The sequence below is a fragment of the Aquidulcibacter paucihalophilus genome, assembly GCF_002105465.1.
GTDB lineage: Bacteria > Pseudomonadota > Alphaproteobacteria > Caulobacterales > Aquidulcibacteraceae > Aquidulcibacter > Aquidulcibacter paucihalophilus.
In genome coordinates this window covers 1-17,492 of record NZ_NCSQ01000155.1, presented here as the reverse complement: position 1 = coordinate 17,492, position 17,492 = coordinate 1, and the positions used below count along the sequence as shown (strand labels likewise).

Genomic DNA, 17,492 nt, shown 5'->3' with positions numbered 1-17,492 from the left:
CCGCCCAATTCATAGGGCTCCCGCCGCCCGACACCAGGGCATTGGTTTCCTCAAAATTGCTTGCACCGCAAAAATGCTGAGCCGAGACAGACGGATAAGCGGCACACAACGCCTTAAAGCCACGCAGTCCAGTCCACGCAGCAAGGCGCAAAACCTTGGCAAAACCAGCCAAAAATAAGCAAAAAGCACGGAAACATGCGCTTTTGGCGCGTGCACACAGCGATCAGCTTTCGGCGAAGTGGTCCATTTTACCTTGTGCCAAGGCCAAGGCCATGATCTCTGACCCATGATGGCTGCCCCTTCTCCTTGGAACAGCTTTCCAATCGGGGTGCGGTGATGACACAGGAACCCATTTCAAACTGGCTGGGACGACAGGAAACGCTGGAAGAAACCCTCGCTGCAGGCCCAGCGCAGGGCTTGGCGGCAACTTTAAACCTCAATCCCGCAGACTTTGCCTCAGACGGCGCAGTCCTGCCGCCGGTATGGAACTGGCTTTACTTCCTGCCCCGCGCGCCCAGCCATCAGATCGGCCCAGATGGCCATCCCAAGCGCGGTGGTTTTCTGCCGCCCATCACCTTAGCGCGTCGCATGTGGGCGGGCAGTCGTTGCCGCTTTCATCAGGACCTGTGCGTGGGTGAGCGCGCAACCAAAACCTCCATCATTTTGAAGATTAGCGAAAAGCAGGGCCGCGCGGGCACCCTGTTCTTCGTCACCGTTGGCCACACCATCCATGTCGGGCCCAATCTGGCTTATGAGGAAGAGCAAGACATTGTTTATATGGACATTCCCCAAGTGTTTAAGCCACCAGAGCCGGTGGCTTTGCCGCCCTGCACCTGGCAGCACGCGGTGGCACTGGACCCTGTTTTATTGTTTCGCTTTTCAGCCCTGACCTTTAACGGCCACCGCATCCATTATGATCGCGACTATGCGATGGGGGTCGAAAATTATCCGGGGCTCGTCGTCCATGGGCCGCTGCAAGCCATCCTGGCTTTCCACTATGGCTGTTTGGAACAGGCAGGCCGCAAGCCACAGGCGTTTCGCTTCAAGGGTGTCCGCCCCGTGTTCGACTTCGACAGCCTAACCGTCAATGGGGCCACCTATGACGCAACAAGCACCAACATCTATGCCGCCAATGGCGACCAAAATGTGACCATGGAGGCCCAAATGACTTGGGCCTGAAGGCACGCAACGCATACAGAACACCCAACCATGGCAGCTTGCACGCGGGTTGGCAGGGGAAACAAGATGAACAGAATTTTGGACGGTATGCGCGTGGTTGAAGGGTCAGCCTTTGTGGCCGCCCCTTTGGCCGGCATGACTTTGGCGCAAATGGGGGCGGATGTCATTCGCTTTGACCGCTTACAAGGCGGTCTCGATGCCGAACGTTGGCCCATCACCAAGTCTGGGAGAAGCCTTTTTTGGGCGGGCTTAAATAAGGGCAAGCGAAGCCTCGCGGTGGACATGACAACGCCGCAAGGCCGCGAAATCTTAACCCAGCTCATTTGTCGGCCCGGCGAGGATGCGGGCATTTTTCTGACCAATCTGCGGCTGCGGGGCTGGATGTCCTATGAGGGTTTGAAGCAGCACCGCGAAGACCTCATCATGATGGCGGTTCTGGGGGATCGCCATGGTGGGCCGCAAGTGGATTATACGGTTAATCCCGCCGTCGGCTTTCCCATGGCAACCGGACCTGAAGGGTCGAGCGAACCTGTCGGCCACGCTTTGCCCGCTTGGGACTGCATCACGGGCCAGCAGGCCGCCATGGCCATTATTGCGGCGGATCGCCACCGCCGAAAGACGGGCAAAGGCCAATTGATGGAATTGGCCTTAAAGGACACAGCCCTCGCGATGCTGGGCAATCTCGGCATCATTGCCGAAGCCAGTATCAATGGCATCGACCGACCCAAGATGGGGAATTCTTTGTTTGGGGCCTATGCGCAGGATTTTGTCTGCCAAGATGGCCAGCGTGTGATGGTGGTCGCCCTCACCGATCGGCAATGGCGCAATCTGAAAGCAGCAACGGGGGTAGAGGCTGCAATGGCGGACTTGAGCCAGCGGCTCGACGCCGATCTCGATCAAGAGGGGGCGCGCTTCATCCACCGCCACGCCATTACCGCACTCTTGAAGCCCTATTTCGAAGTGCGCACCCTGTCAGAGGTGGCAACTAGCCTTGCAGGGTCTGACGTAACCTGGAGCCAGTATCGAACCTTTAAGCAAGCGGTGGAGGAAGACCCAGATTGCAGCCTCGATAATCCCATGTTCGAAATGCTGCACCAGCCAGGCATTGGCAGCTATTTGACGCCGGGCAGCCCGATCCACTTTATGGGCGTAGACCGCTTGGGCCCAGCCCCTGCCCCAATCCTAGGGCAACATACGCTGGAAATCCTCACCGAGATCGGCTTTTCCAACACAGAGATTGCCGCGCTGCATGATGGCAAAATTGTTGCTAGCCCCAAATAAAAAGGGGCTTGAAGCCTTCGCCTCAAGCCCCTGTTTCAGGATCGTGATTTGATTAATCAGCCTTGGGCTTGCGCTTACGGAAGGCGGGATTGAGTTCCATTTTGCGGATGCGGATCGATTTTGGCGTGATTTCTACCAATTCATCATCATCAATCCAAGCAATGGCTTGTTCCAGCGTCATGCGGCGTGGCGGGGTGAGGCGCATGGCTTCATCCTTGCCAGAAGAGCGCACGTTTGAGAGCTTTTTTTCCTTGAGCGGATTGACGTCGAGGTCTTCAGGCTTGGCATTTTCCCCGATGATCATACCCTGATAGACGTCTTCACCGCCATCAATGAACAAGACGCCGCGCTCTTCAAGATACCACAGCGCATAGACAACCGACTTGCCGCTGTCATTGGCGATCAGAGCGCCATTGTGACGGCCATTGATATTGCCCTTCCATGGCGTCCAGCTATGGAAAATGCGGTTCATAATGCCAGAGCCGCGCGTGTCGGTCAGGAATTCAGAGTGATAGCCAATGAGACCGCGTGCAGGTGCCAAGAAGGTAACGCGGGTCTTGCCGCCACCCGAAGGACGCATGTCTTGCAACTCGCCTTTGCGGATCGACATTTTCTCAACCACTACGCCGGCATATTCATCATCCACATCGATGACGACTTCTTCCAAAGGCTCCATTTTCTGGCCGGTATCTTCGTCGATCTTGGTTAACACGCGGGGGCGCGAGATCGACATCTCAAAGCCTTCGCGACGCATGCCTTCCAACAACACGCCGATTTGCAATTCGCCACGGCCTTGCAGCTCATAGGCGTCCTTATCGGCCGTTTCGGTGACCTTGATCGCCACATCGGTTTCAGCCTGCTTTAACAGACGGTCGCGGATCACCCGGCTTTGGACTTTATCCCCATCGCGACCGGCCAAGGGGCTTGAGTTCACCATCACGGTGACAGACAGGGTTGGCGGATCGATAGGCGTGGCGTGAATGGGTTCGATTACATCCATGTCGCCGATCGTATCGGCCACAGTTGTGGTAGACAGACCGGCGATGGAGACGATGTCGCCTGCTTCAGCTTCCTCAATCGGCTGACGGCGCAGGCCGCGGAAGGCCAGGACTTTGGAAACGCGCGAGCGTTCGATGGTTTTGCCATCAATGCTGATGCCTTTCACAATGGTGCCTGCGCTCAACCGGCCACTCTCCACCCGACCCGTCAGAATACGGCCCAAGAAGGGGTCTGAGTCGAGCATGGTGACCAACATACGGAAAGGCTCGTCACGGCGCAGCGCTGCATCTGGCGCGGGCACGTGCTCAATAATGGTCTCAAAAAGCGGATTGAGATTCTCGCGGGCGCCATCGAGGACCAAAGTTGCCCAGCCATCGCGGCCAGACGCATAAACAGCAGGGAAGTCTAATTGTTCATTGGTGGCATTCAGCGCCATGAACAACTCAAACACTTCATCGAGGACTTCGTCAGGGCGCGCGGTTGGGCGGTCAACCTTGTTGAGAACCACGATGGGGCGCAAGCCGAGCGCAAGCGCTTTGGTCAAGACGAATTTGGTCTGAGGCATCGGGCCTTCGGTGGCATCGACCAACAACAGACAGCCATCGACCATGGACAAAACCCGTTCCACTTCGCCACCAAAGTCGGCGTGGCCTGGGGTGTCGACAATATTGATGCGGACTTCATCGGCCCCTTGACCGTAAACAATGCTGGTGCACTTGGCCAAAATCGTAATGCCGCGCTCTTTTTCTTGCGGGTTGGAATCCATCGCGCGTTCGGCGCGGGCTTCGTTTTCGCGGTAAGCACCACCTTGGGCCAATAATTGGTCGGTGAGGGTTGTCTTGCCATGATCAACATGGGCGATGATCGCAATATTGCGTAGCGCAGCCGATGAAACTGGCGCGTCAGAAAGGGTGGTCACGGGTCATGCTCCGGGAGGAAATCTTCAGTGGAGGCCCCATCTACCCACGATCGAAATCAGGTGGCGGAGGCCTTAGTGTGCCGGGCCTATAGCAGCAAGGTGGGGGGTGCGGCAAATCGACCGCTGCGCAAAGCTGTTTGGGTGTCCCAAACGCTCGACAAACAAGGGCCTGTCAGACTATGCCGAAGACGACTTGTAGGGGAAAACCATGTCCAATGATATGATCGTCGTGTTTGGTGGCTCAGGCTTTGTTGGGCGCTATGTTGTGCGCGCGCTGGCAAAAGCGGGCAAACGCGTGCGCGTGGCGATGCGACGCCCCCATTTAGGGCAAGATTTGCGCGTGATGGGCGACGTTGGGCAGATTCAACTCGTTCAAGCCAATATCCGCAACCCCGAAAGTGTCGCCCGCGCGCTGGAAGGGGCGAAAGGTGTGATCAATCTGGTCGGCATTTTGTATGAGACGGGCAAGCAATCTTTTGAGGCTACCCAATTGGAAGGCGCACGCATCGTTGCAGCCGAATCAGCCAAGGCCGGGATCACCCGTTTCGTTCACATGTCGGCCTTGGGTGCTGACCCCGCCTCGGCATCTAACTATGGCCGCACCAAGGGTGCTGCCGAGCGGGCCGTCCTCGAATTGATCCCAAGTGCCGCAATCCTGCGCCCTTCCATCATTTTTGGCGCGGAAGATAATTTCTTCAATCAATTCGCCGCCATGGCCCGCATGTCGCCAGCCCTGCCCTTGATTGGTGGCGGCAACACCAAGTTCCAACCCGTCTATGTTGGCGATGTGGCCGAAGCGACCGTGAATGCCCTCGATAGCGGCGGCGGCACCTATGAATTGGGTGGACCGCGCATCTATAGCTTCAAGCAAATTCTCGAATACATCTTGAAGGAAATTGAGCGGCCGCGCTTCCTCGCCCCTTTGCCCTTCTTTGTAGCCCAACCCCTTGGGGCGGTCCTCAATGCCGTGTTCAAACTCTATCCCTTTGCCGGCCCACCCCTGACGGATGATCAGGTCGTGATGTTGAAAACCGACAATGTGGTCAGCGCGGGTGCCAAGACTTTAATGGATCTCAGGGTAACCACTTTAGAGAGTGTTGAGGCAATTGTGCCCACTTATTTGTACCGTTTTAAGCCATACGGTCAGTTTCAGGTAAAGCGCAAAACCGTCTAGGACCACCAATTAAGTATAACTTGCGCGCAATACATCTCAATACCTGAGTTCATTGTAAAAACCGGACTGGCATATGGATTGCTGACTGCTCTTTAACCAAAGCGTTACAAGAGTAGGATGTTCCAGAATGGTACGTACCCAACAACATCGAGCTTTCCGCAACAAAGCTCTTTGGATGTGTGCAACCGCAATTTGTTTTGTTCCCGGATTAGCCGCGGCTCAACAACAAGGTGCCGATCAAATCCGTCGCACCTATGGCGTCACCCCCGACGTTGAAGCCAGCCCCTATCGTTTTCCCAGCCGCGATCCAAATGGCGTGCGCCTTGTTGTGAACGGCCGGCCGGTTGATCTGGGTGGTTCTCGTGCAGCAGGCCCTGCACGCCTGGCTGATCCCAACGCGGGCGTTGGCGGGCAACTTTCCAGTTCAACGCGATCGGGTCGTTTGGCGAGTTCAACGCTGCCCAGCACAACCGCAGTCGGCAATAATGTGACGATTAGCAATGTGCGCAATTCCACCATTTCGATCACTCAGATCAACACGGGCCGCGTAAGCGCGTCCTCCAACACGCCGCGCTAACGGCGCGCGCAAACTTCGGTGAACCCTATGATCCGCAAAAGTCGAGCGACCCGCCTTCTCCTTGTCTGCACCGCCTTGAGCAGCTTGCTGGCGGGTTGTGCCAGCGTGGCTGGCTCTGAAGACCATGTTGCGCCCGTAGCCACCTTAAAGGGCAGCCCGGTCGCCAAGACCCAGACCGATTATACCGCGGCCTTAAAGTGCGTTGCCGATGTTGCCGGCAGCCAAGACTTCCCCGCTCCCCGCATCGCCGTAGGCCATATCACCGATATGACTGGTGCCGATGACCTCTATCTGGGGCGGCGCTTAACCCAGGGTGCAACCTTGATGGCCATTACGGCGGTCTCCAATGCCGGCATGCGGGTGATTGAGCGCTTTGATACTGGCGTTACCCAAGTGGATTTGGACTTTGCCAATAATCGCCTGTTGCGGGATTCACCCACCGTAATCCGCACCCCGCAAGAGGGTCAGATCCAGGGCGTCGACCTTTATATCGTAGGCGGGATCAGCGAATATAATCATAATATTCAATCACGTGGTCAAGATGCAGCCTTCAGCAAGTCGGGCCGTAATGGCGGTTCTGCCTTTGTTGCCAATGGCGATTATGTGGTGGATGTCGGTATGGATTTGCGTCTGATCGATGCGCGCACCACCGAAGTCATCGCTGTCAAATCCTATCGCAAACAAGTGCGTGGCCAACAACGTGAACTCGGCGCTTTGATCGCCAATGGCTCTGAAACGGTAGATATTGGCCTTGGCGGGCGCCGGAATGAGCCTATTCAAACCGCTATTCGCAGCATCATTGACCGTTCGGTGTTTGAATTTACCGCAGGTCTTTATGGCCAAGATGCGTCGCATTGCTTGAACCTCGCACACCAGATTGAGGCAATCCCGGCACGCACCTCGGCTGCGACAGCGCGCGCGCCGATCCAGCGCGCCATGGCCACCCCATCCAGCGCGCGCCCTGTGGCACGCCCCGCAGCCCAAGATACGGCTGCATTCCCTCAGACTTCCAGAATGGAACCTGCTGCCATCGCACCACCCTCGGTGCCGCTGGCACCCTGGCTACAACAATCCCGTGTTGGCCAGAGCCAAGTACAGGCCAGTCCATCACAAGCTAGACCCCAGTCGCCAGAATTGGCTGACGGTCAAACAAACTTCGGGCAGACCCAATTGAACGCTCCATTACGGGGTCTTCAGGCGGGTCAGTTAGATCAACCCTTCGTGCCCGGGGATCGGTCCAACAATGAGACGATGCAGGAACGCCTGCGTCGCGAGGGGAACTAGCGGCATTGTTGGGCTCATGCTCGGTGAGGGACGGGGATTATGCCCTGACCTCCTCATCGAGCCAGTATGTAACCAGCCAAACACGAGCAAAAAGCTCTAACGGCAATCAAGAGGGAAGTATCCAGTGACTAGAAAATCACTTTTCATCACCGCAACCGCCATCGCACTCAGCGCTTCGGTTGTTTCGTCTGCAATGGCGCAACGCACCGTGATCAACACGAGCCAGAACAATGTGGCACGTGCGATTGCTGAAACCAATGCGGGCATCACCCGTGCAGGCAGCATTGCAGGCGGTAAGGTTGAGGCAACTGCCGCAGCGATTGGCAACACGTCGTCGATCGATGTTGGCCGTGTGGCAACAATCTCCAACACCCAGACCAACAATGCCCAAGTTGCATCGACCCTGAACCTGACTGCCATTAATGGCGCAGCCAATAACTTCAAGGATGTCACCGCAACTTCGGCTGCGATTGCAAACTCTGCGACCATCAAAGTCGCCAACACCTCGGCTGATGCAAGCGGCATCACCAACACCCAGCGCGCTTGGGGCGCCACCCAAGCCCGTTTGAACAGCAATATCGGTGGGGTAACCGGCAAGGTGGAGCAAACCTCTGCTGCCATTGGCAACACCTTCTCGGCTGAAGTCTCTGGCCCAGTTGGCACCATCAACACCTACCAAGCCTATTGGGGTGATGTGAGCAGCCAATTGAACACCACTGTGAACAATGTCAGCGGTGACGTCACAGGCACCTCTGCGGCCATCTGCAACAGCGGCACGGTGAAGGCGACGACTGCCGCCAGCATCAATTTGAACAACACCCAAGTCTGCAACATTGACCCAAGTGCGACCACCAACGCTCTGATCCAGAATGTTGGCGGCAAGGTCACTTTGACCACGGCAGCGATTGGCAACACCTTCTCGTTGAACGCTTTACCAACTTCGACTCTGAACGTGAACAACTTCCAGAACAATGGCGCCATCAATGTCGCCACGTCTAACTTGACCTTGGCAAACGTGGCTGGCGACATCGCCTCGACCACAGCTGCTATTGGCAACAGCTTCACCATCTCGGGTGGCAACTAAACGGGACGGGGCTGTCTCGGTCCCGTGATCCTGGCTCGGGCCAATCTGTCTTCCGGCAGGTTGGCCCTTTTTATGCGCGGTCTAAGCGACGGGCTCGAAACTCTCGACGGCGGCTAGAAGCGCGGCAACCAAATGGCGCTCCTCCTCAGTCAAGTCTGGATGCCAGATATTGAAAATGAGGACAACGCGGGTTCCCGTGCCCTGATTGCGGGCTTCATGCTCAATCGTATCGTCAAACACCCAAGCTTTGCCCCGCTCCCATAAGCGGACTTGGTTGCCAACCCGGAACCAACATCCATCGGGAACCAGCAACGGAAGATGGCATACCAAGCGCGAATTCAAAAAGCCGGTATGCGGCGCGATCCAAGCACCGGGGGTCAATTTCGAAAACAAAACAAAGGGCGCACGGCCTTCAATGGCCTCTAGGGGCACCCCATCGAGAGCGGCCAATGTCTTTGGGCATCGTTCGGCCAAAGGGCTTTGGCGCTTGCCGTCGCGGATCAGATAGGCGGCGGTCCAATCCTCAACCGAGGAGACAGCGTCCTTCGTCCCGCTTCCAACGAAATGGGCGGACTTTTCTGCCTCCACTTCGATATAGGGACCAAAATGGGTGCCCTCTTCTAGGATTGGCATAAGCTCAGACACCATATCCTCAGTCGCGGCTTCGACTTGGTCCAGCCACGCAAAACGCGCGCGGTCGTAAAACTCGATCGCCGGCAGTTCTGGGAAGAAATACGCGCGCGGCGTCGGAACATAACGTTGCTTCCGCCCTGTCAAGATGTCGAGACTATCGCTAAAGCGACGGCTGGATCGGGCGGCGTGGAAGCCTGCCTTCTCGAGCTCAGCTTGCAGATAATCGCTCAGGCCTTGTTTCAACTGGGCATGGGTCTGGCGCGCGCGATTGAGCTCAGCGGCGATTTGGGGCGGAAGACCTTGGGTGTCTGGGACAAGTACTTCCAGATGCGCATAAAAGCCCATGGCCGCGCGCCGATGGCCTAAAGCGCGCAAAGCATCAGCCTTGATCAAATTAGCCCGAATATTATCTGGATCCTGATCGAGAATATGGGTGACCGAAGACACTTCCGCTTGCCGGTCGCCCGCCGCTTGATAGGCCATGGAAAGGGCAAGCCAAACGGCGGTATCGGCTGCGCCAGCCTCAACAATGGATTGGAACTTGGCGATGGCTGTCGCGAAGTCACCCGCGCGCAGTGCCTGCATCCCCGCATTACCAGCCGCCTCAATCGCAGCCACATTCATGGCAAATCCGTTAGCTGTCATATACCCGCGTCTCTTAGCCTATCCTCTTGCGCGACAACCCGGCTATTGGCCGCCTGGTGGGGCATAGGTTTCGACCCATTTGCGGACTTCTTCATACCAAAACAGAGAATTTTGAGGCCGCAAAATCCAATGGTTCTCATTGGCATAATAGATAAAGCGCGACGGAACGCCTTTCTTTTGAAGGGTGTTGAACAATTCAATGCCGTGATTGACTGGAACCCGCAGATCGAGCTGGCCATGAACAACCAGAGTGGGGGTTTTGAAATTGGCGGCCAACATATTGGGGCTGGTGGCTTGGAACTTCTCAGGTTCTTCCCAGGCTTCATAATAGCGGTTTTCATTGGCCCCATAGTCGGCGCCGATCTGGGTATATTGATTATAGACGGGGGCATGGGCCACCAAGGCTTTAAACGGATGGGGCCGGCCGAGCAAAACTGTGGCGAGATAGCCCCCATAGCTGCCACCAGCGGCAACCATGCGTTCGGAATCAACCCATTTTTGCGCTTTCAAATAGTCCGCCGCGGCAAGAGTATCCTGATAGGGCAAGGTCACCCAATCTGGCTGGATGGCATCGGTAAAAGCATCGCCAAAGCCCGATGAGCCGTGGAAATTATGCCAAGTGGTCACATAGCCCCAGCCGGCAAAGACTTGGGCATTCCAGCGGTAAGACCATTGGTCGGTAATCCCGACATGGGGGCCACCATGCAGCAAGAACATCACCGGATATTTTTTTGACGCGTCAAAATTTGGCGGTTTGACGACCCACATCTGGATGTCGGCACCATTGCCACCGCGATAGCTAACCGATTCCACTTTACCCATGTCCACTTTGGCCAATAAAGCATCGTTGAAGCGGGAAAGCTGGCTGGTTTGGCCTGTCGCGCCATCGATACGGACTAAGGTGGCGGGGCTTGAGAAACTCGCCTGCAGGCCAACAAGGTTGCGTCCAGCAGCGGCAATGCCAGCGAAGTCGCCATCCTTGGTGATCCGCCGTGGCGTCGCCCCGGTGAGGTCCATTCTGAACAGACGCCGGGTCGGCCGATCCTCGGCAATCACCCACAGCGCTTTGGAATCGGCGGCCCACGTTACTTCAGAAGCTGACCAGTCCCAATTGGCCGACAAATCGCGCGGTGCAGCCCCCGGTGCTTGGCGGTCCAACAGCATGACCCGTTGGCGATCTGGGGCTGCGACAATGACATTCGAGCTCCAGCTCAAATAGCGCCCATCTGGGCTGTAATGCGGCTCATTATCGCCAGCAAGATTCGCACGTGTCAGATTGCGTGCGGTTCCTGCAGCCAGCGACAACACAAACACATCCGAATTTGGGCGGGTACCCTTGGTGTCGCTTTCACCCACAAAGGCGATCTCTTGGCCATCTGGGGCGATGTCGTAATCCTCTGCGCCGGGTGTGCGGAACTCAATCGCAACCCCAGCCGGGCGGGTTAGTGCAACAGGGTCCCCGGCATTGATCGAAATGGCATAGAGATGGGGCTGACGCTCATCAAGAAAGCGATCCCAATAGCTGATGGGCGCTTTATCCCAAACGCGGGCCTGCATGGTGGTAGAGGCGCGGTCTTTCAACCGCTTGCCCTGATCTTCCCAGGTTTGCAAATCGGGAAAAATCGAGCTGATGAAGGCAATTCTCTGGCTGTCTGGGAACCATTTGGGCGCTGATACCCCGGTTGGCACGCCTGTTAAACGGCGGGCTTCGCCCCCATCGGGGGCAATCACATAGAGCTGGTTGGCCTGGTCATTGCCGCGCTTGGAGATAAAGGCGATCCACTTGCCGTCCGGGCTCCAAACAGTGGAGACGTCATTGCCTTCTCCGCTGGTGAGTTGGCGGCTGGTACCGGTCTCCGTCGCAATCACCCAGAGCGCGGTAAAGCTGCGGTCGCTCTCAGCATCAAAGCGCGTCACCGGCACGACCGAAAACCGGCCATCGGGTGACAAAGAGGGCGCGCCTACACGGTGCAATTGCCACATGAGTTCAGGCGTCAGCGGTCCTTTAGCTGAATTGGATTGGGCGAGGCCTTGGCTAGCCCAAGCCAGCCCGCAGGCGGCTAAACCGATCAAGCCCCAATTCTTCAAAACGCGCATATGCGTCCCTCCAGCTAAACGTTGTTTGTGTCTTCTCTAAGCGGATCGTGGTTGAAAGCTAGGCCGGGGGGGGCGATCACAAAAAGTTTTTTCACATCTCCTGAGGCGCATTTCCCACGCCGCACCCGTAGGCCTGCCGACTCTGGGCCAAAGCGCCTGTCATGCTTAGGAGAAATTTACCTCAATTCCGCCGGTCCTGAGTTGCTTTAGCTGAATAGCCAAGCCCAATCTCGACCAAATTTGATCTATCTTTGACTAAAAAAGCCCATTTGCAGGGTAGAATTTCTATGCCTTGTTCCAAAATTCCGCTTTAAACCTTCGGATTTATCGGTCCTTCCATGCATTCACGTTCGGGGACCACCTGATGAAATCCATTCTACTTTCCATGACCGCCGTTGCAGCCTTGGTTCCATGCGGCGCAGCACTCGCTCAGACCGCCGCCCTTCCAACGGGCCAAGAACTTGCTTGGTCATCTGCTGCCTCGCGCGTTGGCGCATTTAAGCCTCGCCCTTGGGCAGCACGTGGCACCAATGTAACCATCGCCATTATCGATTCGGGCATTCGCCGCGACCATATCGACTTCGCCGGTGCCATTACCGGAGGCTATAATGCTTTCACCAATCTGACCGGCACTGCCGCTGTCAATGACACCAATGGCCATGGCACGCACGTAGCCTCGCTGGCAGCGGCGCGCGCCAATGGGGTTGGCATGGTGGGGGTTGCTTCCAACGCGCGCATTCTGCCCGTCCAAGTGTTCCAAGGCTCCTCGACCTCAGACTTCTTTGTGGCCCGCGGCATCAATTATGCGACCAGCCAGCGTGCCTTCGTGATGAATTTAAGCCTAGGTGGTTCTACCATGAGCCCCACCATCCGCACCGCCCTGCAAGGGGCACAAGCGGCGGGTCTTTTGATGGTGATTGCCGCCGGCAATGAAGGCCTTGCCAATCCATCCTTCCCTGCCCGTCACGCGTCGGAAGCTTGGGCACGGGGCCAGATCATCGCCGTGGGTGCGGTTGACGCCAATAATGTCATTGCCAACTTCTCCAATCGGGCGGGTGATGCACGCAATTTCTATCTGGTAGCTCCCGGCGTCAGTCTCATTGGGGCCTTCCCGTCGGCCCCCAATGCCTATGCCATGATGAGCGGCACCTCGATGGCAGCGCCAGTGGTCGCTGGGGCTGCGGCAGTGGTGAAAAGCGCGTGGCCGTTCCTCACCGCGCCAAGGGTCGCTGAAGTCCTGTTTGTGACCGCCACAGACCTCGGGGCGCGCGGGATTGACCCGATTTATGGCCGCGGTCTGCTCAATCTGGAACGTGCCCTCTTGCCCGTCGGGACGGTAACAACCGTCAGCTCCGCCGGGACAACGCCGCTGGCGCTTGCTCCAACTTCTGCTGGGGCCGTAGCCATTGGGGCAAAGTCTTTCGCAGCCAATGGTGGGGCCTTTGAAGGGGTGGTGTTTGATGCCTTCGGTCGCGACTTCGGCTATGACTTTGCTACCAAAGCCCAAGACTTGCGGCCAGATTCAGTTTCCATCCTCGCGACAACGCTGACCAACCGTATGCAAGCGACTTTAGCAAGCGTGGCAACCCCAAGTGGCACACTGTCTCTGATGGCCGCCCCCGCCCAAGCCGCTGGTGGTGACGTCAGTGGTGGCCTGCATTTTATCGGCAATCAAGGCCAGTCTTGGGCCGTTGCAATTGGCCAAGCCTCTCCCATTTTGGGCGCAAGTTTAACGGCAGGGGCGGCCCCCAGCGCAAGGCTCTTGGGCTTTGCCGACCACACAGCCCTGTTTGAAGGCACCACAGCCAGCGTGGCAAGCCAACGAACTTTGGAAAATGGCGTCAGCCTGACCCTTGGCGCGCGCTTACAGGGTGAGCAGTATAAGCGCCGGGGTCTGAACTGGACCCCCAACACAACCAGCCAAGCCAGCAGCGTCGAAGCCGTCCTAAGCCGCACCTTTGACCGCGTCAGCCTCAGCGCCAGCGTCGCCGCCATCCAAGAAGCACAAGGCCGCCTTGGCGATGTAGATAGCGAATTGTTCGGCCTGTCAGGCCCCGCCCGCACCCTTGCGGTTCAAACGGATTTGGCTTTCGCCGTGTCGTCTAAGACCTCGCTCAGTGCACGCCTGACGCACACACAAACCGCAGCCCAAGTGGGCGCTGGTGCCAGCTTGGTCAGCTCAATCAGTGCAACCGAGGCCACGGCTTACGCGATCAATTTCGCCCAGCGTGACTTTCTGGCCAAAGGCGATCAGCTTGACCTTGCCGTTGGGACTCCCCTGACCAGCCGCAGCGGCATGATGAATTTGTTCTTGGCAACCGGTGCCGACCCTGAAACCGGCGCGCCCATCATGACACGTCGCGGCATCAGCCTTGCGTCGAAAACGCCAGAACAACGCTTTGAGGCCGTCTATACACGGACTTTGAGCCCAGACTCCGCCCTCGCCTTCGCTGTAATGGCGCGGCAAGATGCCGATGGCATCGCAGGCAAAGATGATCAGGCCCTGATGGTGCGCTATCAGACCAGCTTCTAAGTCGCACTTTTGGTTCCCAAACCGCAAGCCCCGCGGCTGGCTCGTCCAGTCGCGGGGTTTGGTGTTTTTGGCAGGAAGGATTGGTAGGGACGGCCGGACTTGAACCGGCACGGATTGCTCCAACGGATTTTAAGTCCGGTGCGTCTACCTATTTCGCCACGTCCCCATTTAGGCGCTTTGTGCGTCATACGCGCTTTTTGAGCAAGAGTGAGATGATGTAATCTATCGGCTTTCTGCACGCACGGTTTAGGTGCCGTGCAGAAGATGGTGCCGCTTTTGGCGTAGGCTTGGCTTGCCGTAGCCCCCAAGCTCAGCCAGATTGGTGCCTCTGGGCTCCGTGAAGGGCCGATTTGGCGGAAAGTTTTTGAATATGTCGAAGGCACTGATCATTCTGGCCGCACTGGTTTTTGGACTTCTGGCTGGCATGGGGCTTGGGTCCATCGAGGCGATCAAGTCAACCGCCGATACGATTGGTTCGGTTTGGCTCAATGCACTTCGCATGACTGTTGTCCCCTTGGTGGTTGCCCTTTTGATAACGGGGATTGCGCAAACAGCTTTGGCAGCGCGGGCGGGACGGCTCGCCGCACGCGGTATTGCAACGATGCTGGTGATTTTATGGTGCTCGGCCATCATGGCGGCTGTGACCCTGCCCTTGATCCTGAGCATCTTTCCGATGCCGGATGGATCGGCGTCGGCCTTGCGTGACGCCTTAAGCATTACCGAAAAGCCCGGGCCCGTGCCACCCTTGGGCGATTTCTTGCGCGCGATGATCCCAACCAATCCGATTGCAGCCGCTGCCAATGATGCCATTTTGCCCTTGATTATCTTCACCGCCGCCTTTGGCTTTGCGTTGACGCGCTTGCCCTTAGAAAAGCGGGCCCCCGTGACGGGCTTTTTTGAAGCCGTGGCCGAAGCCATGATTTTGATGATTGGCTGGGTACTGGCCCTGGCCCCAATTGGGGTGTTCGCGCTCGCCTTTGTGGTTGGGGCCAAGGCCGGGGCAGAGGCTTTTGGCGCGCTGGCCCATTATGTCATCGTGCTTTCTGCCTTGGGGGTGATTGTGTGGCTGGCCTCCTTTGCCTTGGCGGTATTTGGGGCAAAGCGCGGCTTGGGCGCGTTTTTCAAGGCCGCCATTCCGGCCCAAGCGGTGGCGATTTCCACCCAATCCTCCCTCGCGTCGCTTCCGGCTATGCTGAAAGGCGTGCAGGCTTTGGGTGTGCCCGCGGCCAAGGCCGATGTAATCTTGCCGATTGCGGTTGCCATTTTCCGCGCCACAGGGCCTGCCATGAACTTTGGCGTTGCGCTTTACATCGCCAATTGGTTTGAAGTTGAGCTGGGACCTGCCCAGATTGCTTTGGGCATTGCGGCTGCGGCAACGACCACGCTTGGAGCAGTCAGCCTACCTGGCTCCATCAGCTTTATTAGCTCCATCGCACCTATTTGCTTAGCTTTGGGTGTGCCGGTCGAGCCTTTGGCCCTCTTGATCGCAGTGGAGACCTTCCCCGACATTTTCCGAACTTTGGGCAATGTGACCATGGATATGGCCGTCACCGCGACCGTAGCGCGGCAAGATGACGATGCGGCAGAGCAATCCTCATAAGACCCCCTGCCCAAAAGCCAATTTGAAGGCTATATGACAGGGATGTATATCGACGCAGACACCGCACCCGACAGCCGTAACGATCATGCCATTAAATTGCACGGGCCAGAGGCGTTTGTCGGCATGCGCGCTGCCGGGCGCGCAGCCGCGGAAGTGCTGGATATGCTGGTGGGCGAGGTCAAGGAAGGTGTCACCGCAGAGCGGATCGACACATTGGCTCGCGACTATGTGCTTGATCATGGCTGGATCCCGGCGTGCATGGGCTATCGCGGCTATCAGCACACCACCTGTATCTCGCTGAACCATGTCGTTTGCCATGGTATTCCAGGCCCGCGCCAGTTTCGCAGCGGTGATATCGCCAATATTGATGTGACCGTCATTGTCGATGGCTGGCATGGCGACCATTCGCGCATGTATGGCATTGGCGATGTGTCGCGTAAGGCCCGTCGCTTGATGGATGTGACCTGGGAAAGCTTGCAGCGTGGCATTGCCGCGGTAAAGCCCGGCGCGACTTTAGGCGATATTGGCCACGCCATTCAAAGCTTTGTCGAAGCCCAGCGTTGTTCGGTCGTACGCGATTTCTGCGGCCACGGCCTTGGCCGCGTCTTTCATGACAACCCCAATGTTGTCCATTTCGGCAAGCCAGGCCAGGGACCAGAATTGCGCCCGGGCATGTTCTTCACCATTGAGCCGATGGTGAATTTAGGCAAACATTCGGTTTCGATCCTGCCTGATGGCTGGACCGCTGTTACGCGCGACCGTTCCTTATCCGCGCAGTTTGAACACTCGATTGGTGTGACTGAGGACGGATGCGAGATTTTCACCCTCTCCCCTCTTGGCTTGGACACACCCCACACTTTGTCTGATCCAGTTTGAGGGCCCATGGGACTAACCAACAAGTCGAATGCCCATCTTGATGGCCATCGCGAACACTTGCGCGACCGCTTCTTGCGGGCGGGCGCAGACGGGCTTGCTGATCATGAATTGCTCGAGCTGTGGCTGTTTGGCGTGATCAAGCGGCAGGATACCAAAGCGCTCGCCCGCACGCTTCTGGCGCAATTTGGCGGCATAAATGACGTGCTGCAAGCGCCGATCAACGACCTCTTACGGGTCAATGGTGTTGGCCAAGTTGCAGCCATCCACCTCAAATCCATTCACGCGCTTCAAGTGCGCGCCAGCCAGAGCGAGATTACCAATAAGCCGGTTTTGGGTTCGTGGTCGAGTGTCTTGTCCTATCTTAAGCTGAACCTTGGGGGTGCCAAGCGAGAAGAGTTCCGCGTCTTGTTTCTCGACAAAAAGCTTCGCCTGATTGTGGACGAGAAGATGGGTGAGGGAACGGTCGATCATGCCCCGGTCTATCCCCGCGAAATCGCACGGCGGGCCTTAGAATTATCGGCAAGCTCTGTCATTTTGGCCCATAATCACCCGTCCGGTGACCCGACGCCATCAAGCTGGACACCCGCAATAACTGTGATTTCGGCGACGCG

At 57.2% G+C, this 17,492-nt stretch carries 13 protein-coding genes and 1 tRNA gene; 10 read left to right on the top strand and 4 right to left on the bottom strand.

Translation table 11 applies throughout. The annotated features are described in order from the left end of the window. Nucleotides 1-336: 336 nt before the first annotated feature. Nucleotides 337-1,179: an FAS1-like dehydratase domain-containing protein gene (locus B7364_RS10845; RefSeq protein ID WP_085340053.1), complete on the top strand. Its 843-nt coding sequence runs from the start codon at nucleotides 337-339 to the stop codon at nucleotides 1,177-1,179. A 66-nt stretch (nucleotides 1,180-1,245) separates the two neighbouring features. After that, complete coding sequence (locus tag B7364_RS10840; protein ID WP_085340052.1) at nucleotides 1,246-2,460, top strand: CoA transferase; 1,215 nt, start codon at nucleotides 1,246-1,248, stop codon at nucleotides 2,458-2,460. A 52-nt stretch (nucleotides 2,461-2,512) separates the two neighbouring features. On the opposite strand, the gene typA is transcribed toward B7364_RS10840, so the two are convergent. Beyond that, nucleotides 2,513-4,378, bottom strand: a complete 1,866-nt coding sequence (typA, locus tag B7364_RS10835; RefSeq protein WP_085340051.1) for a translational GTPase TypA — start codon at nucleotides 4,376-4,378, stop codon at nucleotides 2,513-2,515. A gap of 208 nt (nucleotides 4,379-4,586) precedes the next feature. On the opposite strand from typA, the gene B7364_RS10830 reads away from it, so the two are divergent. From B7364_RS10830 to B7364_RS10815, 4 genes are all read left to right on the top strand, one after another. Next, a complete protein-coding gene (locus B7364_RS10830) occupies nucleotides 4,587-5,552 on the top strand; it encodes a complex I NDUFA9 subunit family protein (RefSeq protein ID WP_085340050.1) in 966 nt (321 codons plus the stop codon). 127 nt (nucleotides 5,553-5,679) lie between these two features. Next, the gene (locus B7364_RS10825; protein WP_157893646.1) at nucleotides 5,680-6,129 is read left to right on the top strand and encodes a hypothetical protein; all 450 of its coding nucleotides are present in this window, start codon (nucleotides 5,680-5,682) and stop codon (nucleotides 6,127-6,129) included. A 27-nt stretch (nucleotides 6,130-6,156) separates the two neighbouring features. Then, nucleotides 6,157-7,413: a CsgG/HfaB family protein gene (locus B7364_RS10820; RefSeq protein ID WP_085340048.1), complete on the top strand. Its 1,257-nt coding sequence runs from the start codon at nucleotides 6,157-6,159 to the stop codon at nucleotides 7,411-7,413. Nucleotides 7,414-7,537: 124 nt separating this feature from the next. Next, nucleotides 7,538-8,497: a hypothetical protein gene (locus tag B7364_RS10815; RefSeq protein ID WP_157893645.1), complete on the top strand. Its 960-nt coding sequence runs from the start codon at nucleotides 7,538-7,540 to the stop codon at nucleotides 8,495-8,497. 81 nt (nucleotides 8,498-8,578) lie between these two features. On the opposite strand, the gene B7364_RS10810 is transcribed toward B7364_RS10815, so the two are convergent. Together B7364_RS10810 and B7364_RS10805 are read right to left on the bottom strand one after the other, a co-directional pair. After that, nucleotides 8,579-9,775, bottom strand: coding sequence for an aspartyl/asparaginyl beta-hydroxylase domain-containing protein (locus tag B7364_RS10810; RefSeq protein WP_085340046.1), 1,197 nt, complete (start codon nucleotides 9,773-9,775; stop codon nucleotides 8,579-8,581). A gap of 42 nt (nucleotides 9,776-9,817) precedes the next feature. Beyond that, nucleotides 9,818-11,872 carry a S9 family peptidase gene (locus B7364_RS10805; RefSeq protein ID WP_085340045.1) on the bottom strand — a complete coding sequence of 685 codons (2,055 nt, stop codon included), beginning with the start codon at nucleotides 11,870-11,872 and terminating at the stop codon, nucleotides 9,818-9,820. 364 nt (nucleotides 11,873-12,236) lie between these two features. On the opposite strand from B7364_RS10805, the gene B7364_RS10800 reads away from it, so the two are divergent. After that, complete coding sequence (locus B7364_RS10800) at nucleotides 12,237-14,405, top strand: S8 family serine peptidase (protein ID WP_085340044.1); 2,169 nt, start codon at nucleotides 12,237-12,239, stop codon at nucleotides 14,403-14,405. A gap of 81 nt (nucleotides 14,406-14,486) precedes the next feature. On the opposite strand, the gene B7364_RS10795 is transcribed toward B7364_RS10800, so the two are convergent. Next, nucleotides 14,487-14,571, bottom strand: a tRNA-Leu gene (locus B7364_RS10795). A gap of 204 nt (nucleotides 14,572-14,775) precedes the next feature. On the opposite strand from B7364_RS10795, the gene B7364_RS10790 reads away from it, so the two are divergent. The 3 genes from B7364_RS10790 to B7364_RS10780 all read left to right on the top strand — a co-directional run. After that, nucleotides 14,776-16,005 (top strand): dicarboxylate/amino acid:cation symporter, encoded by a 1,230-nt coding sequence (locus tag B7364_RS10790; RefSeq protein WP_085340043.1) that lies wholly within the window; start codon nucleotides 14,776-14,778, stop codon nucleotides 16,003-16,005. 42 nt (nucleotides 16,006-16,047) lie between these two features. Beyond that, nucleotides 16,048-16,881, top strand: coding sequence for a type I methionyl aminopeptidase (gene map / locus B7364_RS10785; protein WP_085340042.1), 834 nt, complete (start codon nucleotides 16,048-16,050; stop codon nucleotides 16,879-16,881). 6 nt (nucleotides 16,882-16,887) lie between these two features. After that, on the top strand, nucleotides 16,888-17,492 hold a 605-nt coding region (locus B7364_RS10780; RefSeq protein ID WP_085340041.1), incomplete at its 3' end, for a JAB domain-containing protein.